Genomic DNA, 24,844 nt, shown 5'->3' with positions numbered 1-24,844 from the left:
CGACAGCCTGCTAAGGGCCTTCTTTTTCTGAAGAAAAAGAAGCAAAAAGACTTTGATTCGTTTTAGGTCCTCGTATGCACACGGCACATGTTTCCCAGACGAATCAAAGTTTTTTGGTTCTTTTTTTCAAAAAAGAACTTTAATTCCGCGTCTTGTCCACCAGCTTGTTCTTGCCGATCCACGGCATCATGCCGCGCAGCTTCTCGCCGACCTGTTCGATCTGATGCGCGTTGTTGCGCGCGCGGATCGCCTTGAAGCCGACATTGCCCGACTGGTTTTCCAGGATGAAATTGCGCACGAACGTGCCGTCCTGGATATCGGTCAGGACGCGCTTCATCTCGGCCTTGGTTTCCGGCGTCACGATGCGCGGGCCGGTGGCGTATTCACCGTATTCGGCGGTGTTCGAGATCGAGTAGTTCATGTTCGCGATGCCGCCCTCGTAGATCAGGTCGACGATCAGCTTGGTTTCGTGCAGGCACTCGAAATACGCCATCTCGGGGGCGTAGCCGGCCTCGACCAGCGTTTCGAACCCGGCGCGGATCAGTTCGACCAGGCCGCCGCACAGCACCGCCTGTTCGCCGAACAGGTCGGTTTCGACCTCTTCCTTGAAGCTCGTCTCGATGATGCCGGCGCGGCCGCCGCCGTTGGCCGAGGCATAGGACAGCGCGATTTCCAGCGCATTGCCCGACGCGTTCTGCGCCACCGCGACCAGCGAGGGCACGCCGCCGCCACGCTGGTATTCGGAGCGCACGGTGTGGCCCGGGCCCTTGGGCGCGATCAGGAACACGTCCAGGTCGGGACGGGCCTCGATGATGCGGAAATGGATCGACAGGCCGTGCGCGAAGGCCAGGGCGGCGCCCTGCTTCAGGTTGGCCTCCAGATGCTCCTTGTACAGCGCGCCCTGGCCCTCGTCCGGGGTCAGGACCATGACGACGTCGGCCCAGGCGGCGGCCTCGGACGGGCCCATCACCTTGAAGCCCGCGGCCTCGGCCTTGGCCACCGCGGACGAACCCGGACGCAGGCCGATCACCATGTCGGTGACGCCGCTGTCCTTCAGGTTGTTGGCATGGGCGTGGCCCTGGCTGCCGTAGCCGATGATCGCGACCTTCTTGGACTTGATCAGGTTCACGTCGGCGTCGCGATCGTAATACACGCGCATGGGAAGACTCCTGTTGAGACAGATGGAAGGAAAGACCCGTGGTCAGATCGTCCGGGGGCCCCGGATGATCGCGGCCACTCCGGTGCGGGAGACCTCGGCCAGGCCGAGCGGACGCATCAGGTCGATGAACGAATCGAGCTTCTCGGTCGCGCCGGTCAGCTCGAAGACGAAGGATGTGGCCGTCGTATCGACGGCACGGGCGCGGAAGGCCTCGGCGATGCGCAGGGCCTCGGTCCGGGCCTCGCCGGACGAGACGACCTTGACCAGCGCCATCTCGCGCGCGACGTGCGGGCCCAGCGTCGTCAGGTCCGCCACGCGGTAGACCGGCACCAGCCGCCCGACCTGCGCCTTGATCTGCTCGATCACCTGGCGGGTGCCGGAGGTCACGATATTGATGCGCGACTGGTGGCGCGATTCCTCGACCGGGGCCACGGTCAGGCTTTCGATATTGTAGCCGCGACCCGAGAACAGGCCGATCACGCGCGCCAGCACGCCGCTTTCGTTTTCGACCAGAATGGAAATGACCGCGGAGATCGTCGTCTCCTCCTGCGTGGTCATGATGGATTCATTCCTGAAAGGGACCGGCGGGGAACGTGCCCCGTGCCGGTGAACGATGAAAGACGCGGCCGGGGTCCGCCCGGCCGGGGGACGAGGGTGCCGTGGTCAGACCAGCATGCGTCCTTCGGCACTGACCGTGACCTCGCCATCCTGTTCGGGGCCGAGCAGCATCTGGTTGTGGGCCGCGCCGGAGGGAATCATCGGATAGACGTTTTCGTCCTGCGCCACGCAGATATCGGCCACCACCGCACCGGGTTCGGCCAGCATGGCGCGGATCACGTCGTCCAGTTCACCCACGCAGGTCGCGCGCATACCCCTGGCATGGAAGCTTTCGGCCAGGCGGACGAAATCGGGCAGCGCCGCGCTGTAGCTTTCGGAATAGCGCGAACCATGCAGCAGTTCCTGCCACTGGCGGACCATGCCCATATACTGGTTGTTCAGGATGAACAGCTTCACCGGCAGGCGATACTGGGCGATGGTCCCCAGTTCCTGGATGTTCATCAGGGTCGAGGCCTCGCCCGCGATGTCGATCACCAGCGCGTCGGGATGGGCGATCTGCGCCCCCACCGCCGCCGGCAGGCCATAGCCCATCGTGCCCAGCCCGCCCGAGGTCAGCCAGCGGTTCGGCCGGTCGAACTGGAAATGCTGGGCGGCCCACATCTGGTGCTGCCCGACCTCGGTCGAGACATAGGTGTCGCGGCCGGTTTCCATGGCCAGTTCATACAGCCGCCGCACCGCATGCTGGGGGCGGATGATGGCCGACGGCGTCATGTCCTGCGTGAAATGCAGGCTGCGGATGCCGCGCCAGGCGTCGATCTGCTGCCACCACTGGGCCAGCGCCGCCTTGTCCGGTGCTCCGTTCTGGCGCTCCCATTCCTCGATCATCATGTCGATGACGCGGCCGGCATCGCCCAGGATCGGCACATCGACCTGCACGATCTTGTTGATCTGCGACGGGTCGATATCCGCATGGATCTTGAACGAGTCCGGCGAGAACGCATCCAGCCGCCCGGTGACGCGGTCGTCGAACCGCGCGCCCAGCGCGATCAGCACGTCGCACCCATGGGTGGCCAGGTTGGCCTCGTACGTGCCGTGCATGCCCAGCATGCCCAGGAACTGGCGGTCCGTAGTGGGAAATGCGCCCAGGCCCATCAGGGTGGAGGTGCAGGGAAAGCCGGTCATGCGCACCAGACGGCCCAGCGATTCCCCGGCGCCGGGGCCGGAATTGATGATGCCGCCGCCGGTATAGAACAGCGGCCGCTTCGCCCCCTTCATCGCCGCCACCGCGCGGAACACGGCCTCGCGGTCCGGTTCCGTGCGCGGACGATAGGACGGATGCGGCGCGCGCGAGGCCGGCTGATAGGGCGCGGGGCCCACCGTCAGGTTCTTCGGCAGGTCCACCAGCACCGGGCCGGGGCGGCCGCTGCGCGCGATGTGGAAGGCTTCATGCACCACGCGGGCCAGGTCGCCCGGGCGCCGGACCAGGTAATTATGCTTGGTCGCCGGACGGGTGATGCCCGTCGTGTCGGCCTCTTGGAACGCATCGGTGCCGATCAGCGGCACGCCGACCTGCCCCGAGAAGCAGACGACCGGGATCGAGTCCATCAGCGCGTCGACCAGGCCGGTCACCGCGTTGGTGGCGCCGGGGCCGCTGGTGACCAGCACCACGCCGACCTTGCCGGTCGAGCGGGCATAGGCCTCGGCGGCGTGAACAGCCGCCTGCTCGTGCCGGACCAGCACGTGGCGGATGGCGTTCTGCCGGAACAGCGCGTCATAGATCGGCAGCACCGCGCCGCCCGGATAGCCGAAGACGACCTCGACCCCCTGATCGGCGAGAACGCGAAGCAGGACCTCGGCCCCGGAGAGGACGACGTCCCCCGCCTGGGCGCGCGCGGTCGGCTTCAGATCGTTCAGGTTCGGTGTCGCGTTCATGATCCCTGCTCCTCCGTCCGGTGGTTCCGATTGGGCCCGACAGGCCCCGCCCGGACGGAATGTCGGCTGGGTTTAGGGAAACTGTCGGCCCACGTCAATGCGCATTAGAATAAAAGAAACGGCATCCGCATAATTTCTTTCCATTTGTTGCGCATCCCCACCCATACGGGTGCCGATCACCAGACTGTCGGCGGGTACGGCCAGGTCGTGATGGGCAAACCACGTCGATTGCCGCCGCGTGTAGCGCCCCGTCGCCAGCACGGCGCGGTGCGTGGCCTCGTCCAGCGTCAGGTCGCCGCGCAGGTGGGCGGCCAGTTCCGGCACGCCATGGGCGCGCATGGCCGGCAGGGCGGGCGGCAGACCCTGGGCCAGCAGGGCCCGGACCTCGTCCAGTGCCCCGCCCTGGACCATGGCGGCGAAGCGCACGGCGATGGCCGCGCGCAGGGTATCGCGCGGCGGGTCCAGGCGGACCGCGACCCGCCGGCAGGCCAGAGGCGGCAGGGTGGCCGTGCGGCGCCAATGGGCCATGCCGTGCCCGGTGCCCGACCAGACCTCCCACGCGCGGGCGACGCGCTGGCTGTCGGCGGGGTGCAGCGCGGCGGCGCTTTCGGGATCGACGGCGGCCAGGCGGTCATGCAGGGCGGCGGGCCCTTCGGCATCGACCAGCCGGCGGGCCTCGGCCCTTGCCTCGGGCCCGGGGTCGGGAATGTCGGTCAGCCCGTCGGTCAGGGCGCGCAGATACATGCCGGTGCCCCCGCACAGGATCGGGGTGCGGCCCGCCGCCCAGGCGGCTTCGATTTCCGCCACGGCGCGGCCACGCCACCACGCCACGCTGCCGGTTTCCGTCGCGGGCAGGACGCCGTACAGCCTGTGCGGGCATTCGGCCTCGTCCGCCGGGGTGGGGCGGGCGGTCAGGATGCGCAGGTCGCGATAGACCTGCATCGAATCCGCGTTGACGATCGTGCCGTCCACCGCCCGCGCCACCGCCATGGCCAGGGCCGATTTGCCCGAGCAGGTCGGCCCCGCGATCACCAGCACGGGCCGGTCCCGTGCATCCGCCGCTTGCGTCATGCGGTCATCCCTGCCACACGCCTGTGCGCCATGTCGCTGTCCCATATCCTTACGCTCGTCGCCAACCGCGACGCCACGACCCTGACCGATGCCCATGTCAGCGCCGCGCGCGACATGGTGAAGGGCGGGCCGCCCAGCATCCTGTCGCCGGGCGAGGCCGTGGACATTCCCTGCCCCGCCCCCGGTCCGGGCATGCCGACGCTGGACACGATCCGCGCCGTGTTCGGCCCGCGCCATATCGACACCCTTCTGACGCGTTCGCGCGGGCGGCGCAAAGGGCTTCTGATCGCGGACATGGACAGCACCATCGTCGCCAACGAAACGCTGGACGACCTGGCCGCCCATGCCGGCATCGGCGAACGCATCGCCGCGATCACCCGCCGGTCGATGAATGGCGAGATCGATTTCGCCACCGCCCTGCGCGAGCGTGTGGGCCTGCTGGCCGGCCTACCGGCGTCGCTGCTGGAAACCGCCTGGAAGGATGTACGGCTGAACGAGGGCGCACGCACCCTGGTGGCCACCATGCGCGCGCGCAACGCCCGCACCGCGCTGGTCTCGGGCGGATTCACCTTCTTCACCGGGCGGGTCGCGGCGCTGTGCGGGTTTTCCGAACACCACGCCAACACGCTGGACATCCGCGACGGGACCCTGACCGGCACGGTCGGCGAGCCGATCCTGGGCCCGGACGCCAAGCGCGCGCATCTGCACCGCCTGGCCGAGGCCGGGCGGCTGAAGCTGGCCGCCACGCTGGCGGTGGGCGACGGGGCGAACGACCTGGACATGCTGCGCGATGCCGGGCTGGGCATCGCCTTCCACGGCAAGCCGATCGTGCGTACCGCGATCGGCAACCGGGTGGATCATACCACCCTGCGGACGCTGCTGTTCGCGCAGGGGTATCCGGTGGGGGCCTTCGTTACCGGGGAATAGGACGTTCCTTTTCCGAGGAAAAGGAAGAGATCATCCCCAGATCCGGTGACGGCTGCCCCCTGGCCCGCCGGGACGACGCATCCTGCGCCTCGATGAACACATGGCTGACCTCGGGGAAGGCCGCGCGGATGCGATCCTCGATGCGCGAGACGCTGCGTTCCACGTGGCCCGCGCTCTGCCCGTCATCGAAATCTAGGCTGATCGCCACCAGCACGTCGGACGGCCCGAAATGCATCGAGCGGATCTCGTTCATGCCCAGCACGCCCGGTTCGGCCAGGGCGATGGCGCGGATGCGCGCCAGGCCCTCGGCCGCCATGCCCTCGCCGGTCAGCAGGGACTGGGTTTCCCACGCCAGGACGGCGGCGGTCAGCGTCAGGATCACGCCGATCAGCACCGACGCCACTCCGTCCAGCATCGGCTGGCCAAGCCATTCCGACAGGATCGTGCCCAGCAGCGCGACCCCCAGCCCGCACAGGGCGGCCGTGTCCTCGAACAGGACGGTGAAGACGGTGGGGTCCTTGCTATGGCGCACGGCCTCGATCCAGCCCCGTCGCCCCTTGCCGTGGCGGCGGAATTCCCGCAGCGCGGTCAGCCAGACCGCGCCCTCGAACAGGATAGCGAGGCCCAGCACGACATAATTGACCACCGCATGGTCCACCGGATGGGGATGGCGGATCTTGCTGACCCCCTCGAAGATCGACACCCCGGCGCCGACCCCGAAGATCAGCAACGCCACCACGAAGGTCCAGAAATACAGCTCCAGCCCGTACCCGAACGGATGCAGCGGCGTCGCCGGCCGGGCGGCGCGGCGCAGGCCGACCAGCAGCAGAACCTGGTTGCCGGTATCGATCAGCGAATGAATGGCCTCGCTCAGCATCGCGGCGCTGCCGGTCAATGCGGCGGCGGCGAACTTGACGATGGCGATCAGCAGGTTGCCCGACAGGGCGGCATAGATCACGAAACGGGAAGAGGAGGCAGCCATGAACGCTCCAGGCCGGGCAGGGGATGAAACCATAGACCGGATCATGGCCACGCCGAAGGGGGCGAGCCGCGTTGATGCCGGCGGATGTTGCAGGCCGGTCGGGACGCATTTTATAAGAAACTGTTTCAAACGCCTCCAAGAGCCTGATTGAAAATGTGGGCTGGTGAGCGAGAGCGGCCCTTCGGCCGCGTCCGGCGTGTGTTTTTGAGCACCGGAGCGGAGCGGCCTTGATGGCCGTGAGCACCGGAGCGCAAGAAACGCGCGTCGGATCGCCACCAGCGCGCATTTGCAAACAGGCTCCAAGCGGGTGGGACAACCCTGCCATCGACCCACCTCCTCGGACGGAGTTTCCGGTGCGTACCACAGTCATCCAGATGGCCCCCGGCGCGTCCCTGCCGGACAATATCGCCCAGACCGGCCGCCTGATCGCCGAAGCGGTGGCCGCCGACCGGCCCGACCTGGTGGTCCTGCCGGAAATATGGAGTTGCCTGGGCGGCACGGCCGAGGTGAAGTTCGCCAACGCCGAGGACCTGCCCGCCCCCGGACAATCCATCCCGAATCCGCCCGGCGCGGGACCGCTCTATCGCTTCCTGAGCGAGGCCGCGCGCGCCCACGGCATTACCCTGCATGGCGGGTCCATCGGCCAGCGCCATGGCGACCGGCTGCTGAACACCACCCTGGTCTTCGGCCCGGACGGGGTGGAACGCGCGCGCTACAGCAAGATCCATCTGTTCGACATCACCACGCCGGGGGGCGAGGGCTACCGCGAAAGCGCAACCTATGCCCCGGGTGATACGGTGGTGACGGTGCCGGTGGGGCCGTTCACCGCCGGCCTGGCCATCTGCTACGATATCCGCTTTGGCGAACTGTTCCTGGCCCTGCGCAAGCGGGGGGCGAACCTGATCGTGCTGCCGGCGGCCTTTACCGCCGAAACGGGCGAGGCCCATTGGGCCACGCTGCTGCGGGCCCGCGCGATCGAAACCCAGTGCTGGGTCGTGGCCTGCGGCACCACCGGCACCCATATCGATGCCGGCGGCCATGCCCGGCGGACATATGGGCATTCCATGATCATCGATCCCTGGGGCACCGTCGTGGCCCAGGCATCGAACGGGGTCGGGTGGGTCACGGCGCGCCTGGACCTGGACCACGTCGCCCGTGTCCGCGCCGGGATACCGGTGATGGACCACCGCCGCCTGACGGCGTGACCGGGATGCGCCCCGTCCGGCCCGCGTCCTCCATGAAAGCAGGCCCGCGATGAACGACGTTCATCCCCCTGTCTGGCCCTCTGGCGGGGCGCCGCGCCGCTTCGCCTTCGTCGCCGCACCGAATGCCGCCGCGCGCCGGATGCAGGCGGACCTGATCGCCCGCTATGGCCAGCATACGCCCCACGAGGCCGAGGCCGTGATCTGCCTGGGCGGCGACGGGTTCATGCTGGAAATCCTGCATACCATGCTGGGGCGGCCGACCCCGGTCTACGGCATCAATTGCGGAACGGTCGGCTTCCTGATGAACCCCGCCGTCCCCGACGACCTGCCCGAGCACCTGGTCCGGACGCAGGCTGCCACGCTGCACCCGCTGCGGATGCGCACCACCACGAAATCCGGCACCGTGACCGAGGCCCTGGCCCTGAACGACGTGTTCCTGTTCCGCCAGACGCGGCAGGCCGCCAAGATCGAGATCCAGGTGGACGGCCGGGTCAGGATGCCCGAACTGATCTGCGACGGCGTGCTGGTCGCCACCCCGGCGGGATCGACGGCCTACAACCTGTCGGCGCACGGGCCGATCGTGCCGTTATCGGCGAACCTGCTGCCGCTGACCCCCATCAGCGCCTTCCGCCCCCGACGCTGGCGCGGCGCGCTGCTGCCCTCGACCGCGCAGGTGACGGTCACGATCCTGGAAAGCGACAAGCGCCCCGTCGCAGCGGTCGCGGACTTCACCGAGGTGCGCGACGTCGTCTCGGTCCAGATCGCCGAGGACCGCGCCATGCAGACGACGCTGCTGTTCGACCCGGACCAGAGCCTGTCGGAACGGATCCTGGCCGAGCAGTTCACGGTGTGATCTTACCGCCCAACCGGCCGGAACGTTCCGGACCGCAGTGAATCCTCGATGTCCTCCAGCGTCGTCCCGACCGTTTCCGGCACGTATTTCCAGACGAACAGGAAGGAAATGACGTTGATGACGCCGAACAGCCAGAAGGTTCCGGTCGTGCCCATGGCCTGGACCAGCGACAGGGTGACGAGCGAGACGATCGTGTCGCACAGCCACACCGTCGCGCTGGCCAGCCCCATGGCCTTGCTGCGGATGGCGAGTGGGAAGACCTCCGCCGCCACAAGCCAGACCGCGACCGAGAGAGAGCCGAAATTGAAGAAGATATAGCCCAGCAGCGAGGCGACCATCAGCACCATGCGCACGCCGCCGAGCGGCGCAGGGTCCAGGAAGACGGCGCCGAGCACGAAAAGCGACAGGGCGGCAAAGGGCAGCATGACAAGCATCATCCGCCGCCGGCCGACCCTGTCGATCAGCGCGATGCCCATCGCCGTGGTGATGGTCGATGTCACCCCCACCGAGACCGATGTCAGCAGGGCGGCGGAATGCGCCAGCCCCGTCTGCGAGAGAATGATCGGGGCGTAATAGACGATCACGTTCGGGCCCGAGAGCTGCGACAGGGCCGCAATGCCCAGGGCCGCGATCAGGGCCGGGCGAACCCAGCGACGGCGCAGGTCCCCCCATCCTGCCTTGGTGGTCTCCGTATCGGCCGCCGTCAGCACATCGGTCAGTTCGCGACGCACATGCCGATGGTGGCCGCGGAGCCGGTACAGGATCGATACCGCGCGTCGCTCCTGCTGGTGATGCAACAGCCAGCGGGGGCTTTCGGGCAGGAACATCATGCCCAAGGCCAGGAGCACGGCCGGGATCACCCCCAGCATGAACATGGGCCGCCAGGAGTCCGCCGTTCCCGACAATTCGTAGCCGACGAAAAAGGACAGCAGCAGCCCGAGGGAAAAGACAAGCTGGAACAGCGAGACCAGCCCGCCGCGCCGTTCTGCGGGGGCGAGTTCGGCGACATAGACCGGAACGATCTGCGTCGTCGCGCCGATCGCCACGCCAAGCCACAGCCGCGCGAAGATCAGCACGCCGACGGTGGGCGCCATGCCGCATCCGATCGACGCCACGATAAAAATGGCGGCCGCGACCATGATGGCGGGGCGCCGCCCCCACCGGTCCGAGATCGGCCCGCTTGAAACGGCGCCGAAGATCGCCCCGATATTCAGCGCCGCCGCGATCCATTCCTGTCCCGACGTCGACAGCGAGAATGTCTGCGTGATGAAGATCAGCGCCGACGCGATGATGCCGGTATCGTATCCGAACAGCAGCCCGCCCACGGCCGCCACCACGGCGGCGACCGAGACATAGCGCCGCGCGGATACGGTGCGGTCGCCCAGTCGCTCGATCGCCGGCATGACCGAAAAGGCCCGCCGGTGCCTTTCGCTGTTTTCGGTGTCACGCGCAATGTCGGCCGTGCTTGAGCTTGCCATTCCCCGGGTCCCTTCGCGATCGGGCGCTGCCGTCGTTCACATCAGTCGGACGAACCGAAAATGTCCTGGAGCGCGCGCTTCATGACGCCGGCATCCAGCGTCTTGCCCAGCCACAATTCCACGCCGATCACGCCCTGATTGACGAGCATGCCCAGCCCGTCGAGCGGCGTGCAGCCCCGCGCCTTGGCCTCGCGGAGCAGGTGTGTCCTGGGGGGATTCGGGATCACGTCGGCGACGATGTGCCCTTTCTTCAGGCTGTCCAGCGCGATGGGCGGAATGGCCTCCTTGTCGCCCAGGCCGATCGAGGTGGCGTTGATGACGATATCGACGTCGTCCGGGACGCGCGCCTCGCCGTCCCATGGCTTCGCGGTCGCGTCGCTTCGGGTATTGTCGCGCACCAGCGCCGCGATGGTTTCGGCCTTCGCCGGGTCGCGGTTGATGACGGTGATATGGGCCGTGCCGGCCAGTCCCAGTTCCACGGCAATCGCCCGGGCGGCGCCGCCCGCGCCCAGCAGCAGGATCTTCTTGCCGCGCGGGTCGGTGACGTCCTTCAGCGAGGCCAGGAAGCCCTTGCCGTCCGTGTTGTCGCCGGTCAGCTTGCCGTCGCGGATCGTCACGCAGTTGACCGCCCCGATAATCCGCGCGGCCTCGGACAATGCGTCCAGGTGCTGGATCACCGCGACCTTATGCGGCAGCGAGCAATTGAATCCCACCCATTCCATCGCCTTCGCGCCGCGAACGGCATCGGCCAGATTGTCGGGTTTCACATCGCAGTTGATGTAGCGCGCGTCGATATCGTGATGGCGATAGGCCGCCTCGATCATGGCGACCGTCGGGTTGTCGGCACACGGCGTGGAGAAAGATCCCGTCAGGATACTCAGGAAGCTCTTGTCGGTCATGCGGCGCTCCGGAAACTAGGGTTGCGGCTGTCTTGCATAGCTATGCACAATGGTATCGGTATGTCCAAGGTTGGGACATGACGCAAAGTTAAAGCCGTGACCGGGCGCTGCCGCATGCGATCAATTGTGCGTCAGTCACGGTTTTACGAAATGTTGGCGGAGACGGGATACGATGGGTGCCGAAGGCAGGACGGAGCAGATCGGTAAGCGGATAATCGCAGCGTTTCTATTCTGTGCGCTGGCGGCGCCCTGGGGCGCACGCGCGGCGGACAGCGTGGACCATGGCGCGCCCCCCTCGGGCAACGTGACCGTCGCGGCGCGCTTTGCCGACATGCAGCCGTCGGGCATCGTGGTGCTGCCCGATGGCAGCGTGATCCTGGGCTTTCCCCGCAGCGCGCAGGATCATGCGGGGCCGAGGCTGGCCCGCCTGACCGTGACCAGGGACGGACCACCCGGCCTGGCCCCCTACCCCGACGCCGCGACGCAGGCCCGGCTGATCTCGCCGCTGGGCATGACGCTGGACGCGCGCGGACGGATCTGGATCGTCGACGAGGGCACCGTGGCCGGCACCCCCGGCCCGGCAACGCCCGCGCTGGTGATGATCGACCCCGCGCCGGGCGGCGCGGGGGTCAGGACGCTGAAGCTGCACGCCCCCGCCATCCGTCCGGACAGCCATGTCAACGACCTGCGGATCGACCTGACGCACGGTCGCGCGGGCCTGGCCTTCGTCACCGATACGTCGCTGGCCGACCATCCGGCGATCATCGTCGTCGACCTGGCGAGCGAAAAGGCATGGCGGGTGCTGGACGACGACGCCTCCACCCGCGCCACGCCGGGCTTTGCGATGGAGGTGGACGGCCAGATGCACCGCTTCGACCTGACCCATCCCGCCATGGGCCAGGGCGGCGCGGACGGAATCGCGATCAGCCCCGACAGTGCGACGCTCTACTGGCAGCCTTTGTCCGGGCGCCGGCTCTACAGCGCGCCGACCGCCGTTCTGGGCAATCCCCTTGCCAGCCGTGCGGCACTGGCGCAAACGGTGCGCGATGAAGGCGAGACTGGGGTGGTGGACGGCATGGCGACCGCGCCGGACGGCAGCCTGTACCTGACGGACCTGGAACGCCACGCCATCCTGCACCGCGCGACCGACGGCACGCTGTCGATGGTGACCCACGACCCGCGCCTGATCTCGCCGGACGGGCTGGCGCTGCAGGGCGATACGCTGTGGCTGACGGTCGGCCAGTGGTCACGCCTGCCGGTCTTCCATGGCGGCCATGACCGGCAGGAACGCCCGTGGATCGTTGCGCGTATCCGGGTTCCGTAGTGCGGTAGTCTTTGTTCTTTTTTGAAAAAAGAATCAAAAAACTTTCAATTGGTTTGAGGACTTTGTGCCGGGTGCTGCGATGCAGCTTAACGAATAAAAGTCTTTTTGCTTCTTTTTCTTCAGAAAAAGAAGCACCCTTCCAGGTCTGCGAACTGCGGGACTCGAACCGACACGTTACAGTTGCCCATAGGCTTTTACCCAGGGAAATTCCCCTTTGTTTCGTATGGTCAATATCTACGCCAAGCATTATGGGAAAGGCAAATAGGGGGCAGGGTGAGGCCAATATTAATTGATATTCTTATAAGTCTCTCTTTAAGGTTGATTGGCTGATTTGGGGGGATGCCGACGTGATATGAAAACACCCCCGTCATTCCATTATGGGATGCTGCGCACCAAGCGCCTGCCACTCCCTGAGCCTCACCAATGCAAAGAAAAGCGCCTCCTAACCACTGGCAACAACTCTCCCGACACACAATTGGATCGGGGGATCCTTTAACCGGGCATATTGCTTCCGGTCAGCGTTTTACGTCTCGGGAAAAACCAGCGCATAGCTTGTGCTTCTTCCTCCTGCCGCCTCCTTGGCCAGAATATTACGCGACACAAGATCATTAATATCTCGCAGGGCTGTATCCGGTGACGTCTTCGCCAGCTTCGCCCATTTGGATGATGTGAGCTTGCCCTCGAACCCGTCCAGAAGACGATTGAGCATGAGGCGTTGACGGTCATTGATCGATTGCCCGGCCAGATTGTCCCAGAAGCGGGCCTTCCGGATGACCTTTTCCAGGACCAGTTCAGCACGATCAAAGGCGCGATCCAGAGTCCCCAGAAACCAGTACAGCCAGGGCGTGATGTCCATATCGCCCTTCTGGGTGGCCTCAAGGATTGCGTAGTAATCCTTCCGGTCGTGGCGGATCTGAGCTGACAGGCTATAGAAACGCTGGTCTGTCTGTTCCGAACGCGCCAGCATGAGGTCACCGATGGCCCGGGCCATGCGCCCGTTTCCGTCCTCGAACGGATGAATGGTAACAAGCCACAGATGCGCAATGGCTGCCTTCAGCACTGGGTCCAGTGCATGCCCAGCATTGCACCAGTTGAGGAAGGCCTGCATCTCTACGGGCACCCTGCTGGCTGCCGGCGCCTCATAATGGACCTTCTCCCGTCCGACAGAACCTGACACGACCTGCATTGATCCGGTTCTGTCATCACGCCACTCGCCAACCAGAATGCGTGACATCCCGTTTCGTCCTGTGGGAAACAAAGCCGCATGCCAGGAGAACAGCCTTTCTTTGGTCAGCGGATCGGCATAATGCCGGGTCGCATCTAGCATCATCTCCACGACGCCTTCGACATCCCGATCCACCGGTGCCAGCGCGCCAATATCCATGCCCAGTCGCCGGGCGATGGAGGAGCGAACCTGCTCGCGATCAAGGTTTTCACCCTCAATCTCGCTCGACTTGATGACGTCTTCCGTTAGGGTCTGGATTACGGCTTCCGACCTGAAATCGAAGCCGAGACTTTCCATGCGCCCCAGAAGCCGCCCCTGCCGGTGACGCACCGCAGCCAATTCATGGGAGATAGTGTCTTTATCCCACCGGAAGCCCGGCCAGTCTTCATGCTGATGAATGTATCGCGTCATATTCCCGGCACTCCTCGCGGAGAATATGACGCTTAATCGTCGCAAGCCGCAAGGCTATATCCGCATTATATGCGACGAATACGTCTATTATTCAACGCACACACTGGTCGAGCGCCTAGCAGAGGAACTCCCGCTGTCTTCTCCACCCCTTCCAAAAAGCTGTGCCGCCTTTTTATTCCCGCAGCAACACCAGATCACCCTTCACCCTTTTAACGACGGAAAATGACGGCGATGGGGGGGGGAGCCGGTTGTCGGCTATGGGGCACCTATATCGGAAAGCAGCCATTCCCTGCGCTCATGACTATGACGGCTCCCGACCCATCCTTGGCATTCATTCACCCGACGGCGCGCTCAAGATGATCTTCAGTCGGGAGCATTTTACCGATCTGACGGCTCTTGTCGTGGTCTCGAGCGACCCGCCGGCGGCAGCCGCTATCGCTCCAGCTTATCCATGTTCAAACATATCATGAACAGGGATGGGGACGAGGAGCAGCACATTCACTTGAAAGATTGGCGGTCGACGGAAGGGCAGCGGCGGCGACCCCGCAGTCAGACGTAGTATTTGAAGGGCTGCTTCTCTTGTCCCTTGGCTGATCCCATCGTGAGGATGTCCCCGACCATGCGCGCGAACCGGACCGTTACCGGGAGGCCATCGTTGAAGTTGCAGCTGTTATAGTTGATCTTGGTTAGGCCCATGATGTCCTCGAGAACCGATCGTATCTCGGGCGTGGCATATTTGCTGCGCATGATCGTGATGTGGAGCGGATTTGGTGTCTCAGGCCCGATATAGGTATCCAGTTGGGGCACGTAGCCAGTCGTCCAGAGGTAGGCGGTCTGCTGATCGAGCAACAGCGCCGTGCCCCGCAGGACCGGATAATCCCCATCACGGAAGAGCTTGGTTTCACCGCCAGTCGTTCGAATCCGGACGCCGACCACGTTGGTCCCCTTGGGTGCGGCCGCGCAGAATGCGTTCCACTCCTCGTCGTTGAAGTAGGTCTGGCCGTGAATGAATAGCTCCAAGGGCGGCTCGTTATAGAGCTCTTGGTATGTCTCGAGCACAAGACTGAGCAGCCGCTTAGCTGCGTCGGGTTTCAGGTGATACTCATAGTCGCCCGTCTTCCATGGACCGTTAGCCCCGCGGAATACGACACCGTCTCCTTCGTTCAGAAACATCTGTGCTGCGCAGCAGGCATGTCCGTCAGGGTCATGGGGGAGGCTCTTGTAGACCATCCCGATATAGCAGACGCCTGGGCGGATCGTCGCCAGGCGCCACGGCGGCTTGGGTTGCGTCTTGTAATAGAGGCCTGTGGCAAGGTTCCAAGCGACCGTCGCAGCGTCCTGTGTCTTGCGTAGCGGATAGCCAGCCTTGTTCTTGAAGGCTTCAGGCGCGAGCGTGGTTTCGCGCACCAACTGCGTCGGCGCGATATTGAGGAACTCGGCTTTGATGCGCCGATGGAAATCCGGGACGTCAGCAAAGATGTCCTCGTCCGTCTGATCGATCACGCCGGCGGCCACCAGAAGTGGCAGGACCTTCTTGGCCTTCTGGCGCCGCGCGAATTCACCCGGAGCCATGGTGACCCCGCTGCGGCGGGATTCAGGGCGGCAACGGTCATAAATGATCTCGGGTAAAGCAAGCACCCATACATCGACCGCCTGCTCTTCGTTTCGCAAATGCTTACGCACGCGGTCGATGAAGAGCTTGGCGACCTTGTCGACGGCCTCGTGCAGGTTGACGATACTCGTCGCCTTCTCGATGTCCGCCGCTGGGATCGAGAGCGTGCTGATCTCGTCGGGCTCGAAGCTGATGCCAAATGCTTCCTCAAGACCGGGAAAATTCGCGAGGTGGAGGCGATCCTGCTTTTCGCCCTTGCCCGGCGGCGGGACGGAGACGACCTGCTGGATTTTACGGGACCAGGAGCGGAAATGACCGATCCCTTCCGTCGTCCCAACCACGCCGACTCGAATCTCGCGCATTTTTTTTGAACGGGCATGCGGGCCGTAGAGGAACAGGCCATCTTTCGGGTGGGGGCTCAGTTGTCCGAAGGCAAATTCGAGATCGGGCTCATGGATATGGTCGACAATGAGTGATGTCTCCGGGAACTTCATGCCGGATACTCCGCGTCGGATTCAGGACGACCCAGTGTGCTCAGGTCGGTTTCTTCATCGTCTCCGCTCTGCGAATCCGGCAGGTCCGTGCTGACCGGCGATGAGAACAGGATGGGAGCCGCTTCCAGGACGACATCTTCTGATGCCGATAGCCGAAGGCGGATATAGGCGGATTCTCCCGACAGCAATTCGAGAAACGCGAGCATGCGTCCATACCACTGTTTGTTGCGCCAGCCCTTACAGATCGTCCGCCGCAGCTTGTGCATCTTCCGCTTGTCGTCGATCTTAAGGCCATTAGCGGTCCCATTGTCGCCGGCAAACAGGACGCGAGACTTCAGCTTGAAGTGCCAGAAGGGCCAGAAATTCGGAAGCGCAGTGACCCCGAACTGCCAGATATGTCCTTTCGCGCGGTTGCGCAGCATAGAGGATCGGCGGTCACCCTGTTTGCCCCAGGGAATGCGCTGGCCGATCGCCGCGATCGCGGGGGAGGCGTGAAAGCCGGATCCGCCTGAGAATTGGTATTCGATCAGCCCCTTTTCCCGGCAGAAGGCGAACCAAGCCTGTTTCATCATGACATGGATCAGGTTCTGGGCCGGCTGCTTCCCGAGCCGCAGCTTGCGATCCCCCTCCTGGACGAGCCGATCCAGTGGGATGCTGCGTTTCAGTTTGAACCGCCCAACCGATGCGAAGGCTTCGGCGATCGCATCTTCCCTTTCGAAGGTGAGGATGCCGCCTCCTTGAACGGCAACAGGAAAAGGGTGGTTCGCCGCAAAGCGCTTCATACGGTCAAGATCGACGACGCCGGATGGCTCGTAAAAGTGAATGGCATCTGGGGCTTCGACGATCCGTAGCCAATTGGAAGTGAGCCGCTCCGGCTCATTCTTGAGTGGGATCGCGTCCCTTCGACGAAAAATCTCCCAGTTGGGGTTGATGATGGCAACATCCGCCTGTTTTGGTGCGCGCTGCCGTTTGAGTGTGTCGAGGAGTGTTCCCAGGCCCTCGCCCCAGCCTCGCACGAAATCGACGGCGATTGAGTCGCCGAGCCCCTTGATCTTGCGGCCCGGCTCGAGCTTGAGCTGAATGATAAAGCGATTATCGTTGATCGTTTTGGCAACGTCGAGTGCGATGTCGATGTCGTCCTGCATCGCCTGGTCATCGGCGGTCGCATTTCGGCACACGAGAAGGACCTTCGCTGCCCGGTGCTCAAGCGCGCGACTGACGTCGCGGCGCCAGCGATCGCCCGGCTGCAAAGTCAGGATGTCGGCAAAGACGTGATAGCCCTCTGCCTCCAGTTTTGGCGCAAGCCACAGAGTGAACTCGTCGTCCAATGGCGACGCTTTCAGGATGAAGAGAACGTCACGTGCCGGTGATTCAACATCGGAATTGGTGACTGTCGGCAATAGCCGGGCGAGGGCTGTCGGCATCGGCGCCGGCTTTGGCAAGGCGTCGGAGACAGCTTGTGTGACGATGGTCTTGAGGACGGCGCTATCCTGCGTCCAAAGCGCTTGATGGGTGACCTTGCCCCCTGAAATGCCCTCGCATTGAAGTAAGGTCTGTCCACTGGAGACAGACGATGAAGAAAGCGCGATTTACGCAGGACCAGATTATCGGGGTCCTGAAAGAGCATCAGGCGGGCGCTACGGCTGCGGATCTGTGCCGCAAGCACGGGATCAGTGACGCGACCTTCTACACCTGGCGGTCGAAATACGGCGGGATGGAGGTGTCGGAAGCGCGGCGCCTCAAGGCTCTTGAAGAAGAGAACGCGAAGCTGAAGCGGCTTCTGGCGGAGAGCGTGATGGACGTCTCGACGCTGAAGGAACTACTGGCAAAAAACTCGTGACGCCCGGTTTGCGGCGGGAAGCCGTGACCTGGGCGATCCGGGAGAAAGAGTATTCGCAGCGACGGGCCTGCCGGCTGATCGGCATGGACCCGAAGACCTGGCGCTATGCGTCACGCCGCCCGGATGATGCCGCAGCGCGCGGGCGGCTGCGCGAACTGGCTGGGGAGCGACGGCGATTTGGCTACCGGCGACTGCATATCCTGCTCGGCCGGGAAGGAATGACGATGAACCACAAGAAGCTGTTCCGGCTGTATCGCGAAGAGGGGCTGTCGGTCCGCAAGCGTGGCGGCCGGAAACGGGCGCTGGGCACGCGCTCGCCGATGATGCTGCCCGACGGGCCGAACCAGCGCTGGAGCCTGGATTTCGTCTCGGATGCATTGAACAACGGACGGCGCTTCCGGGTGCTGACGGTGGTCGACGACTACACGCGCGAATGTCTGGCGCTGGTGGCGGACACCTCGTTATCAGGCGAACGCCTCGGTCGTGAACTCGACCGGATCGGCGAGCATCGCGGCTGGCCGCTGATGATCGTTAGCGACAATGGCACCGAGATGACATCGAACGCGATCCTGGCCTGGCAGCAGAAGCGATCGGTGCTGTGGCACTATATCGCACCGGGCAAGCCGCAGCAGAACGGGTTCGTCGAGAGCTTCAACGGCCGGTTCCGCGACGAATGCCTCAATGAGCATCTGTTCCGTAACATCGCCCACGCTCGGACGGTCATCGAGGACTGGCGGGCCGACTACAACGCCGTCAGGCCTCACACCAGCCTCAATGGCATGACGCCAGAGGCTTTCGCTCAACACGCCACCAAGGCATACAACAATACACAGACCCTAACTCAAAACTGAGGGCACGTTCGGGGCAGGGTCAATGGGCGATGACGATATGCGGGAATTTTCGCAGCAGGCCGTTGAGGTCGTCCTGACCAAAAATATCGCTGGTGCTGTGCAGCCAGGGTCCGATCGCGCCGGCCAGATCGGACTTGTTTTTAGGGGTTAAGGTGGCCGATGTCGTCAGGATGTATCGACTGGGCCCCAACCCATCGATGCTCGCACGCTCCGCCTTCATCTTCGAAAGGAGCTTGACCGACCCGGAGCGCAGATAGTGCTTGGCCTGCAGGATGATTGCGCCGTCTGCTGTGACATGCCGACCGTCCATCCCGTCGTCAGGCCCTTCAGGAAAGGCCTCGAAGCGAACCTCCAGTTCAGCACCAATCAGATCGCGGCACAGATCCTCAAATTGAGAATGGGATAGGTTGGCAAAATCATAATCCATCAGAACTATTTGTGGGATGCGTCGTGCGCGGTCAAGAACGCCTTGCAGATATATCGGGTGGTACCCCCGCATCTCCTTTCTCCAGACGATGCAGGGTTGAGCGGGAGACACCCATGGAAGCTGCGAAATCATCAACCGAGATTTTCCGGGCCCAGCGCGCAAGTGAAATGTCCGCCTCAAGCTTCGTGAGCACCCGACCGACAGACGGATAGACCGGTGCATTTTTTGATCTGGCTTTGTTGGCTCTGGCATTCATTGGTTCAAACCTGATACTTAATGCTTAAATTTTGTGTCATATAGTCAGAGCCTGTTTGGAAAGTCATGGATGAGCGTTTCTTCGGGTGAGATTGGCGCCCATGGCGACGAAGATCATGGCCTGTGAGACATCGATGCGACGCTCGTAATCGCGCAGGAGGCGTCGCCATCGGGTCATCCATCCGAAGGTTCGCTCCACGACCCAGCGCCGGGGGAGAACCTCAAAGCCTTTCGCTCCGTCCCTGCGACGGATCACCTCGACGACGAAGTCCAGGTAGGCAGCCTTGTCCATCAACTGGAGCCGGTCATAGGCACCGTCCGCGAATAGATGCTTGACCCACGGCCAGCGCTTGCGGATCGCGTCCAGGATCATCTGCGCTCCGGCGCTGTCGGAGATGTCCGCCGGCGTCAGGTTGACCATCAGCAGGCGTCCGTCCGTATCCACGGCGATATGCCGCTTGCGCCCGACAATCTTCTTTCCAGCGTCGTAACCTCTTGTTTTCGCGTGCGGCGCCTTGATGCTCTGGCTGTCGATCACTCCGGCCGAAGGGCTGGCTTCACGGCCCGAGCGCTCCCGGTCAAGCATCAGTTCCACATCATGAATGGTCTGGAACAGGAACCGCCGGGCCAATTCCCTGAACCAACCATAGACCGTACGCCAATGCCCGAAATGGATCGGCAGCATTCGCCAGCCGCAGCCGGATCGAACCAGGTAACGAACCGCGTTGATCACCTCGCGGAATTCGATCTCGCGCGGACGCCCCGTGCGTCCCGGCTCGGGCATCAGTGGCGCGATGCGCGCCCATTCCTCCTCCGTCATATCAGACGGATAACGCTTCGTCTTGCGGGTAATCCTGGCCATGCGGCCTCTCTGCTCTGGCGTCCACATCCAGAGCTTGAATCACACTTCAGCGACTTTCCAAACAGGCTCTTAACCCACCACCCCATTCCCCGGCTGCAACAGTTCGCCCATGAACAGCGCGATCTTGTGCGAATGCACGGTACTGACGGTATGGATGGCATAGAAGGTAGCCGGGTCAGGCTCCCAGTCCTCCATCACCGTCACCAGTTGCCCAGCCCGCAGATGCGCCTCGACCTCCCATAATGATTTCTGCGCCAGGCCCAGCCCGGCCAGCGCCCACACCACCGGCAGTTCGGAATGGCTGGAGGCCAGCCGTCCTTCCACCCGGTGAATGCGGGCCTTCTCGCCCCGGCCGAAGCGCCAGGTTCCCCGGCACTGGCCGGTCATGTTGGCCACCAGGCAGGCATGGCGGGCCAGGTCGGCGGGGGTCTCCGGCCGGCCGTGACGCGACAGATAGGCGGGACTGGCCACCAGCACGCGCCGGCTTTCCATCAGCCGCCGGCCGGTCAGGGCGGTGTCCACCACGGGCGCGGCACGAATGGCGATGTCGTATCCTTCGCCGACAATATCCACCATCCGGTCCTCCAGCGTCAGATGGATGCGGATGTCGGGATGGCGGCTGATGAAGCCCGCGACGAAGGGCGCCAGCCGGACCCGGCCGAAGGGCATGGGGGCGGTGATGCGCAACATGCCGCCGGGCGCGTTCACCGTCTCGCGCACCCGGGTTTCCATGGCGTCGGTGGCGGCCAGGATGGCGGTGGCCTCGTCCAGGTAGATCCGCCCGGCTTCGGTCAGGGTCTGGCGCCGCGTGGTGCGCACCAGCAGGCGGGTGCCCAGGCGCTGCTCCAGCCGGGCCAGCCGGTCGCTGACCACCGACGGCGCCAGCCCCAGATGGCGCGCCGCCGCCGACAGGCTCCCCTGGCGGACGATTTCGACGACAATCCGCATTTCGTCCGCGTCGCGCATCGTTCCTTCGCCCTTTCCGGAAACTGTTTTCCGGATTCGACGGTTATCATTCCCCGGTGCGGGCGCCCATAGTTCCGCGCAATCAATCTGACGGGAGACAGTCCATGCACTATCGCCAGCTCGGCCGTTCCGGCTTGCGCGTATCCGTCTTCACTCTCGGCACGATGACGTTCGGCGGCAAGGGTGCCTTCGCCAAGACGGGCAGCACCGATGTCGCCGGCGCGAAGCGGCAGATCGACATGTGCATCGAAGCCGGCATCAACATGTTCGATACCGCCGACGTCTATTCCTCCGGCGTGTCCGAGGAAATCCTGGGCGAGGCGCTGAAGGGCCGGGCGGGGGAAATCCTGGTGGGCACCAAGGCGCGCTTTCCCATGGGCAAGGGACAGAACGACGCCGGCTCGTCCCGCTATCACCTGATATCGGCGGCGGAAGCCAGCCTGCGCCGCCTCGGCCGCGACCATATCGACCTGTTCTACCTGCATGAATGGGACGGCCAGACCCCGCTGGACGAAACGCTGGAGGCGCTGGACACCCTGACCCGCGCGGGCAAGATCCGCTATGCCGGCGTGTCCAATTTCTCCGCCTGGCACATCATGAAGGCGCTCAGCACGGCGGAACGCCATCGCCTGATCGCCCCGGTGTCGCAGCAGATCTATTATTCGCTGCAGGCGCGCGAGGCCGAATACGAACTCCTGCCGCTCGCGCTCGACCAGGGGATCGGCGTGCAGGTCTGGAGCCCGATGGCCGGAGGCCTGCTGTCCGGCAAGCACCGGCGCGGCAAGCCCGAACCCGAGGGCACGCGCCAGCTCGCGCAATGGAACGAACCGCCGGTCTATGACGTGGAAAAGCTCTACGATGTCGTCGAAGTCCTGGTGGCGATCGGCGCGGAACGCGGCGTGTCCGCCGCCCAGGTCGCGCTGGCCTGGGTCGCGCATCGTCCTGCGATCACCTCGGTGGTGATCGGGGCGCGGACCGACGCGCAACTGGCCGATAACCTCAAGGCGGCGGAACTCAGCCTGTCGGCCGAGGAAATGGCCCGGCTGGACGAGGCCAGCGCGCCGCCGCTGCTCTATCCGTACTGGCATCAGGCCAGCACGGCGTCGGACCGCCTGTCGCCGGCCGACCTGCTGCTGCTCGGCCCCGCGATCGACAGGAAGAAGGGCTGATCGCGCGTGGCGCGGCGCCAGGTCGCGGTGGCGGCATGCGCCGTCCTGCTGGCCGTTTCCCCGGCCCGGGCCGGGGAAACCGGTATTATCACCACCCAGAAACTGTCCTGGGACCTGGCGGACCGGCTGGCCGCGGCGGCGGTGCGGATCTGCGCCGCGCGCGGCTGGTCGGTGACGGCGGCGGTGGTCGACCCGTCGGGGCATGAACAGGTGATCATCAAGGGGGACACCGTGCCCCTGCAATCGCTGTCGGTGTCCTATCGCAAGGCCTATACCGCCTACGCCTACGGCATGACCTTCGACAAGGATACGATCAGCGCGCTGATCGCGGCCAAGGTCACGGGTCCGCCCAACGGCGCGCTGAACACGATCCCGCAGGTCCTGTTCGTGCCGGGCGGCGTGCTGCTGCGCCGGGCGGACCGCTCCGTCCTCGGGGGGCTGGGAGTCTCGGGCGCCCCCGGCGGCGACCTGGACGAAGCCTGCGCCGTCGCGGCGGTGAAAGAGGTCTCGCCCCGGTTCCACTGACCGGGCGGCCGACCAGGGCTGTCCGTTCCGGGGGGCAGCCATGCCCCTGCCGGGCCGGACGCCTCCGGGGGCAGGCCCTTGTCATAACGTCCCATTATCCCCATCTCGGATCTGTCGCCGGGTCTGCCATTGCCTCTTCAGGGATGGCGTTTCCCGGCCTTCAGGTCGCCTGAGTGAAAGGGACATGGGATTATGAATATCGAAAAATTCACCGAACGGTCGCGCGGCTTTCTTCAGGCCGCCCAGACGATCGCGGTGCGTGACTATCATCAGCAACTGACGCCGGAACATCTGCTGAAGGCGCTGCTGGACGACCCGGAAGGGGCGGCGTCCTCGCTGATCCGTGCCGCCGGTGGGCAGGCACCGGCGGTCCAGGCGGCGGTCGAGGCCGCGCTGGCCAAGGTGCCGCGCGTACAGGGTGGCGGGGCCGGGCAGCCGCAGGCCACGCCCGACCTCGTCCGCCTGTTGGATGCCGCGCAGACCGCGGCGCAGAAGGCCGGTGACGAATATGTGGCGCAGGACCGGCTGCTGGTCGCCATCGCCGCGTCGGACACGCCGGCCGGCCGCGCCCTGCGCGACGGCGGTGCCACGGCGCAGGCGCTGGACAAGGCGGTGGCCGCCATCCGCAAGGGCCGCACCGTGACCAGCGAGAACGCCGAGGCCAGCTTCGACGCGCTGAAGAAATACGCCCGCGACGTAACGGAAATCGCCCAGCAGGGCAAGCTGGACCCGGTCATCGGCCGCGACGAGGAAATCCGTCGCGCGATCCAGGTCCTGGCCCGGCGCAGCAAGAACAACCCGGTGCTGATCGGCGAGCCCGGCGTGGGCAAGACCGCGATCGTCGAAGGGCTGGCCCTGCGCATCGTCAACGGCGACGTACCCGAGGCGCTGAAGAACAAGAAGCTGCTGTCGCTTGATCTCGGGGCGCTGGTGGCCGGCGCGAAGTTCCGCGGCGAGTTCGAGGAACGGCTGAAAGCCGTGCTGAAGGAGATCGAAAGCGCCGAGGGGCAGGTCATCCTGTTCATCGACGAGATGCACACCCTCGTCGGCGCCGGCCGCACGGACGGCGCGATGGATGCCTCCAACCTGATCAAGCCGGAACTGGCGCGCGGCACCCTGCACTGCATCGGCGCCACGACGTTGGACGAATACCGCAAATATATCGAAAAGGACGCGGCCCTCGCCCGGCGCTTCCAGCCGGTCTATGTCGGCGAGCCCTCGGTGCCCGACACGATTTCGATCCTGCGCGGCATCAAGGAGAAGTACGAGCTCCATCACGGCGTGCGCATCACCGACAACGCGCTGGTGGCGGCGGCGACGCTGTCCAACCGCTACATCACCGACCGCTTCCTGCCGGACAAGGCGATCGACCTGGTGGACGAAGCTGCCAGCCGCCTGCGCATGCAGATCGACAGCAAGCCCGAGGAACTGGACGAACTCGACCGCCGCCTGATCCAGCTCAAGATCGAGCGCGAGGCGATTCGCAAGGAAGACGACTCCGCCAGTCGGGAACGGCTGGTGAAGCTGGAAGCCGAACTGGCGGACATCGAGGAAAAATCGAACGCCATGTCTGCGGCGTGGCACGCCGAGAAGGACCGGGTGAACGCAGTCCAGAAGCTGAAGGAACAGCTCGACCAGGCGCGCTCGGACGTCGAGGTGGCGCAGCGGCGCGGCGATCTGGGGCGGGCGTCGGAACTGATGTACGGCGTCATCCCGAACCTGCAGGAGAAGATCGCCCAGGCGCAGGAGGAAAACGAAAGCGCGGCCCAGGGGGCCGGCTTGGTCAGCGAGGCCGTGACCGAACAGGGCATCGCCTCCG

General features: G+C 64.7%; 22 protein-coding genes (1 of these 22 cut by a window edge). 8 read left to right on the top strand and 14 right to left on the bottom strand.

All coding sequences use genetic code 11. From position 1 onward, the window contains the following. Window positions 1–139: 139 nt before the first annotated feature. The 4 genes from ilvC to miaA form a co-directional block, all read right to left on the bottom strand. Window positions 140–1,159: a ketol-acid reductoisomerase gene (gene ilvC, locus GDIA_RS08990; RefSeq protein WP_012222275.1), complete on the bottom strand. Its 1,020-nt coding sequence runs from the start codon at window positions 1,157–1,159 to the stop codon at window positions 140–142. Between the two features lie 42 nt (window positions 1,160–1,201). Further along, complete coding sequence (gene ilvN / locus GDIA_RS08985; RefSeq protein WP_012222274.1) at window positions 1,202–1,717, bottom strand: acetolactate synthase small subunit; 516 nt, start codon at window positions 1,715–1,717, stop codon at window positions 1,202–1,204. A 105-nt stretch (window positions 1,718–1,822) separates the two neighbouring features. After that, window positions 1,823–3,649 (bottom strand): biosynthetic-type acetolactate synthase large subunit, encoded by a 1,827-nt coding sequence (gene ilvB, locus GDIA_RS08980; RefSeq protein WP_012553972.1) that lies wholly within the window; start codon window positions 3,647–3,649, stop codon window positions 1,823–1,825. 72 nt (window positions 3,650–3,721) lie between these two features. Continuing rightward, window positions 3,722–4,720 (bottom strand): tRNA (adenosine(37)-N6)-dimethylallyltransferase MiaA, encoded by a 999-nt coding sequence (gene miaA / locus GDIA_RS08975; protein ID WP_012553971.1) that lies wholly within the window; start codon window positions 4,718–4,720, stop codon window positions 3,722–3,724. A gap of 30 nt (window positions 4,721–4,750) precedes the next feature. On the opposite strand from miaA, the gene serB reads away from it, so the two are divergent. Then, the gene (serB, locus tag GDIA_RS08970; RefSeq protein ID WP_012222271.1) at window positions 4,751–5,647 is read left to right on the top strand and encodes a phosphoserine phosphatase SerB; all 897 of its coding nucleotides are present in this window, start codon (window positions 4,751–4,753) and stop codon (window positions 5,645–5,647) included. Here the strand turns inward: serB and GDIA_RS08965 are convergent. Beyond that, the gene (locus GDIA_RS08965) at window positions 5,634–6,629 is read right to left on the bottom strand and encodes a cation diffusion facilitator family transporter (RefSeq protein ID WP_012553970.1); all 996 of its coding nucleotides are present in this window, start codon (window positions 6,627–6,629) and stop codon (window positions 5,634–5,636) included. The genes serB and GDIA_RS08965 overlap by 14 nt on opposite strands. Window positions 6,630–6,982: 353 nt before the next feature. On the opposite strand from GDIA_RS08965, the gene GDIA_RS08960 reads away from it, so the two are divergent. After that, entirely contained in the window at window positions 6,983–7,834 is an 852-nt protein-coding gene (locus tag GDIA_RS08960; protein ID WP_012553969.1) for a carbon-nitrogen hydrolase family protein, read from the top strand. A 49-nt stretch (window positions 7,835–7,883) separates the two neighbouring features. Next, entirely contained in the window at window positions 7,884–8,687 is an 804-nt protein-coding gene (locus GDIA_RS08955; protein WP_012222268.1) for an NAD kinase, read from the top strand. A gap of 2 nt (window positions 8,688–8,689) precedes the next feature. Here the strand turns inward: GDIA_RS08955 and GDIA_RS08950 are convergent, their stop codons facing one another. Beyond that, complete coding sequence (locus GDIA_RS08950; protein WP_012553968.1) at window positions 8,690–10,165, bottom strand: sugar porter family MFS transporter; 1,476 nt, start codon at window positions 10,163–10,165, stop codon at window positions 8,690–8,692. A 41-nt stretch (window positions 10,166–10,206) separates the two neighbouring features. After that, window positions 10,207–11,064: a shikimate dehydrogenase gene (aroE, locus tag GDIA_RS08945; RefSeq protein ID WP_012222266.1), complete on the bottom strand. Its 858-nt coding sequence runs from the start codon at window positions 11,062–11,064 to the stop codon at window positions 10,207–10,209. 172 nt (window positions 11,065–11,236) lie between these two features. On the opposite strand from aroE, the gene GDIA_RS08940 reads away from it, so the two are divergent. Then, window positions 11,237–12,388 carry an L-dopachrome tautomerase-related protein gene (locus tag GDIA_RS08940; RefSeq protein WP_012553967.1) on the top strand — a complete coding sequence of 384 codons (1,152 nt, stop codon included), beginning with the start codon at window positions 11,237–11,239 and terminating at the stop codon, window positions 12,386–12,388. A 523-nt stretch (window positions 12,389–12,911) separates the two neighbouring features. Here the strand turns inward: GDIA_RS08940 and GDIA_RS08935 are convergent. The 3 genes from GDIA_RS08935 to GDIA_RS08925 all read right to left on the bottom strand — a co-directional run bounded on the left by GDIA_RS08935 (window position 12,912) and on the right by GDIA_RS08925 (window position 17,554). After that, the gene (locus GDIA_RS08935) at window positions 12,912–14,024 is read right to left on the bottom strand and encodes a Fic family protein (protein WP_012553966.1); all 1,113 of its coding nucleotides are present in this window, start codon (window positions 14,022–14,024) and stop codon (window positions 12,912–12,914) included. A 549-nt stretch (window positions 14,025–14,573) separates the two neighbouring features. Next, window positions 14,574–16,130 (bottom strand): argonaute/piwi family protein, encoded by a 1,557-nt coding sequence (locus GDIA_RS08930; RefSeq protein ID WP_012222259.1) that lies wholly within the window; start codon window positions 16,128–16,130, stop codon window positions 14,574–14,576. Then, window positions 16,127–17,554, bottom strand: a complete 1,428-nt coding sequence (locus GDIA_RS08925; RefSeq protein ID WP_244410063.1) for a toll/interleukin-1 receptor domain-containing protein — start codon at window positions 17,552–17,554, stop codon at window positions 16,127–16,129. Before GDIA_RS08925 ends, GDIA_RS08930 begins: the two co-directional genes overlap by 4 nt. A 149-nt stretch (window positions 17,555–17,703) precedes the next feature. On the opposite strand from GDIA_RS08925, the gene GDIA_RS08915 reads away from it, so the two are divergent. After that, window positions 17,704–18,821, top strand: a protein-coding gene (locus tag GDIA_RS08915) for an IS3-like element ISGdi11 family transposase (protein ID WP_157864127.1) whose coding sequence is annotated in 2 segments (ribosomal slippage) — window positions 17,704–17,956 and window positions 17,956–18,821 — 1,119 coding nt in all. Because the reading frame shifts where the segments join, the coding sequence is not laid out codon by codon here. Window positions 18,822–18,840: 19 nt separating this feature from the next. Here the strand turns inward: GDIA_RS08915 and GDIA_RS08910 are convergent. The 4 genes from GDIA_RS08910 to GDIA_RS08900 form a co-directional block, all read right to left on the bottom strand. After that, window positions 18,841–19,248 carry a restriction endonuclease gene (locus tag GDIA_RS08910; protein ID WP_157864176.1) on the bottom strand — a complete coding sequence of 136 codons (408 nt, stop codon included), beginning with the start codon at window positions 19,246–19,248 and terminating at the stop codon, window positions 18,841–18,843. A 31-nt stretch (window positions 19,249–19,279) separates the two neighbouring features. Continuing rightward, a complete protein-coding gene (locus tag GDIA_RS19900; protein WP_407635502.1) occupies window positions 19,280–19,363 on the bottom strand; it encodes a hypothetical protein in 84 nt (27 codons plus the stop codon). Between the two features lie 204 nt (window positions 19,364–19,567). After that, entirely contained in the window at window positions 19,568–20,392 is an 825-nt protein-coding gene (locus GDIA_RS08905) for an IS5-like element ISGdi2 family transposase (RefSeq protein ID WP_012553965.1), read from the bottom strand. A 42-nt stretch (window positions 20,393–20,434) separates the two neighbouring features. Next, window positions 20,435–21,331 (bottom strand): LysR family transcriptional regulator, encoded by an 897-nt coding sequence (locus GDIA_RS08900; RefSeq protein ID WP_012553964.1) that lies wholly within the window; start codon window positions 21,329–21,331, stop codon window positions 20,435–20,437. Window positions 21,332–21,435: 104 nt separating this feature from the next. Between GDIA_RS08900 and GDIA_RS08895 the strand changes: the two genes are divergently transcribed. The 3 genes from GDIA_RS08895 to clpB form a co-directional block, all read left to right on the top strand. Next, window positions 21,436–22,500: an aldo/keto reductase gene (locus GDIA_RS08895; protein WP_012225063.1), complete on the top strand. Its 1,065-nt coding sequence runs from the start codon at window positions 21,436–21,438 to the stop codon at window positions 22,498–22,500. Window positions 22,501–22,506: 6 nt separating this feature from the next. Then, a complete protein-coding gene (locus GDIA_RS08890; RefSeq protein WP_012225064.1) occupies window positions 22,507–23,025 on the top strand; it encodes a GlcG/HbpS family heme-binding protein in 519 nt (172 codons plus the stop codon). A gap of 192 nt (window positions 23,026–23,217) precedes the next feature. Next, window positions 23,218–24,844: the 5' portion of an ATP-dependent chaperone ClpB gene (clpB, locus tag GDIA_RS08885; RefSeq protein WP_012553963.1), read on the top strand. Its footprint extends 977 nt past the window's final position; 1,627 of the gene's 2,604 nt are visible here — the first part of the coding sequence; its start codon is at window positions 23,218–23,220; its stop codon lies beyond the right edge, outside the window.

The organism is Gluconacetobacter diazotrophicus PA1 5 (genome assembly GCF_000021325.1).
In the GTDB taxonomy this organism is placed as follows: domain Bacteria; phylum Pseudomonadota; class Alphaproteobacteria; order Acetobacterales; family Acetobacteraceae; genus Gluconacetobacter; species Gluconacetobacter diazotrophicus.
This window is presented reverse-complemented; position numbering and strand designations above follow the sequence as displayed.

What these genes read in the sequence shown, in the direction of transcription:
- ilvC (WP_012222275.1), bottom strand. Translation starts at nt 1,159, where the DNA reads ATGCGCGTGTATTACGATCGCGACGCCGACGTGAACCTGATCAAGTCC.
- ilvN (WP_012222274.1), bottom strand. Translation starts at nt 1,717, where the DNA reads ATGACCACGCAGGAGGAGACGACGATCTCCGCGGTCATTTCCATTCTG.
- ilvB (WP_012553972.1), bottom strand. Translation starts at nt 3,649, where the DNA reads ATGAACGCGACACCGAACCTGAACGATCTGAAGCCGACCGCGCGCGCC.
- miaA (WP_012553971.1), bottom strand. Translation starts at nt 4,720, where the DNA reads ATGACGCAAGCGGCGGATGCACGGGACCGGCCCGTGCTGGTGATCGCG.
- serB (WP_012222271.1), top strand. Translation starts at nt 4,751, where the DNA reads ATGTCGCTGTCCCATATCCTTACGCTCGTCGCCAACCGCGACGCCACG.
- GDIA_RS08965 (WP_012553970.1), bottom strand. Translation starts at nt 6,629, where the DNA reads ATGGCTGCCTCCTCTTCCCGTTTCGTGATCTATGCCGCCCTGTCGGGC.
- GDIA_RS08955 (WP_012222268.1), top strand. Translation starts at nt 7,884, where the DNA reads ATGAACGACGTTCATCCCCCTGTCTGGCCCTCTGGCGGGGCGCCGCGC.
- GDIA_RS08950 (WP_012553968.1), bottom strand. Translation starts at nt 10,165, where the DNA reads ATGGCAAGCTCAAGCACGGCCGACATTGCGCGTGACACCGAAAACAGC.
- aroE (WP_012222266.1), bottom strand. Translation starts at nt 11,064, where the DNA reads ATGACCGACAAGAGCTTCCTGAGTATCCTGACGGGATCTTTCTCCACG.
- GDIA_RS08940 (WP_012553967.1), top strand. Translation starts at nt 11,237, where the DNA reads ATGGGTGCCGAAGGCAGGACGGAGCAGATCGGTAAGCGGATAATCGCA.
- GDIA_RS08935 (WP_012553966.1), bottom strand. Translation starts at nt 14,024, where the DNA reads ATGACGCGATACATTCATCAGCATGAAGACTGGCCGGGCTTCCGGTGG.
- GDIA_RS08930 (WP_012222259.1), bottom strand. Translation starts at nt 16,130, where the DNA reads ATGAAGTTCCCGGAGACATCACTCATTGTCGACCATATCCATGAGCCC.
- GDIA_RS08925 (WP_244410063.1), bottom strand. Translation starts at nt 17,554, where the DNA reads ATGCCGACAGCCCTCGCCCGGCTATTGCCGACAGTCACCAATTCCGAT.
- GDIA_RS08910 (WP_157864176.1), bottom strand. Translation starts at nt 19,248, where the DNA reads ATGGATTATGATTTTGCCAACCTATCCCATTCTCAATTTGAGGATCTG.
- GDIA_RS19900 (WP_407635502.1), bottom strand. Translation starts at nt 19,363, where the DNA reads ATGGGTGTCTCCCGCTCAACCCTGCATCGTCTGGAGAAAGGAGATGCG.
- GDIA_RS08905 (WP_012553965.1), bottom strand. Translation starts at nt 20,392, where the DNA reads ATGTGGACGCCAGAGCAGAGAGGCCGCATGGCCAGGATTACCCGCAAG.
- GDIA_RS08900 (WP_012553964.1), bottom strand. Translation starts at nt 21,331, where the DNA reads ATGCGCGACGCGGACGAAATGCGGATTGTCGTCGAAATCGTCCGCCAG.
- GDIA_RS08895 (WP_012225063.1), top strand. Translation starts at nt 21,436, where the DNA reads ATGCACTATCGCCAGCTCGGCCGTTCCGGCTTGCGCGTATCCGTCTTC.